Here is an 805-nt window from a genome sequence, read left to right as displayed (position 1 = left end):
GTGAAGGAGTTGCTCTTGCAGGCAACTGTCTATGTCTATGAGGATAATCAAGAAATACAGGGATTTATAGGTCTAAATGATGAATATATTGAGGGCATTTTTGTTTCAAATGAAATGCAATCGCATGGCATAGGAAAAGCTCTTCTAAATTATGCAAAAAATAAACGAAGCAAATTATTTTTGAATGTATATCAAAAGAATATACGGGCAATAGCCTTTTATCAAAGAGAAGGATTTGAGATTCAGCATAGCGGTTTTGATGAAGCTACCGAAGAAAAAGAATATGTAATGGAATGGCAACAGAAATAGAATTAGGGGTTTATGGAGAAAATTGTTATGTGCAAAGACATTCAGATTAAAGAAGAGCGAATATCTTCAATTGAATATATTGAATTTTTAAAGCGTACGGATCTAGGATCACAGTATCCGAAGGAACGATTCGAAGAAAGAATGGCAAAGCTAGTTGATCATGTATCAATCAGTCTTATTGCAAGAAACAAGGATAATCAAATTGTCGGCGTTTTATTTGGATTGACCGACTATGCCTATTGGCTTTATATAACAGATTTAGGTGTAGACAGAGACTATTTACATCAAGAAATTGGCACGAAATTGATAAAAACAGCACATTCTTTAGCAGGCGGTAAAAAGGATATTGCTGTATATTTGGTTGCGAATGAAAATGCCATTGCATTTTACGAAAAATTAGGAATGAAAAAAGCAAATGATGTGATGGAATATAACCACATTGAATGGACACCTTTCACTGTAAAGTAATCAACGTAATGCAATAGATAAATCAGAA

2 protein-coding genes are annotated in these 805 nt (G+C 33.5%); both read left to right on the top strand.

The genetic code is table 11. The annotated features are described in order from the left end of the window. A partial coding sequence (locus H8911_RS12210; protein ID WP_186999845.1) for a GNAT family N-acetyltransferase occupies positions 1-309 on the top strand: 309 nt, incomplete at its 5' end. Between the two features lie 27 nt (positions 310-336). Next, positions 337-777 (top strand): GNAT family N-acetyltransferase, encoded by a 441-nt coding sequence (locus tag H8911_RS12205; protein ID WP_199593251.1) that lies wholly within the window; start codon positions 337-339, stop codon positions 775-777. Positions 778-805 lie beyond the last annotated feature (28 nt).

Origin of the sequence: Holdemanella hominis (assembly GCF_014306155.1) — a bacterium.
Taxonomy (GTDB): Bacteria; Bacillota_I; Bacilli_A; order Erysipelotrichales; family Erysipelotrichaceae; genus Holdemanella; species Holdemanella hominis.
The sequence above is the reverse complement of the archived record's forward strand: the minus strand, read 5'-3'. Positions and strand labels throughout refer to the sequence as shown.

Bases quoted from the DNA above. Each gene is read 5' to 3' on its own strand.
- H8911_RS12205 (WP_199593251.1), top strand. From the start codon at position 337: ATGTGCAAAGACATTCAGATTAAAGAAGAGCGAATATCTTCAATTGAA.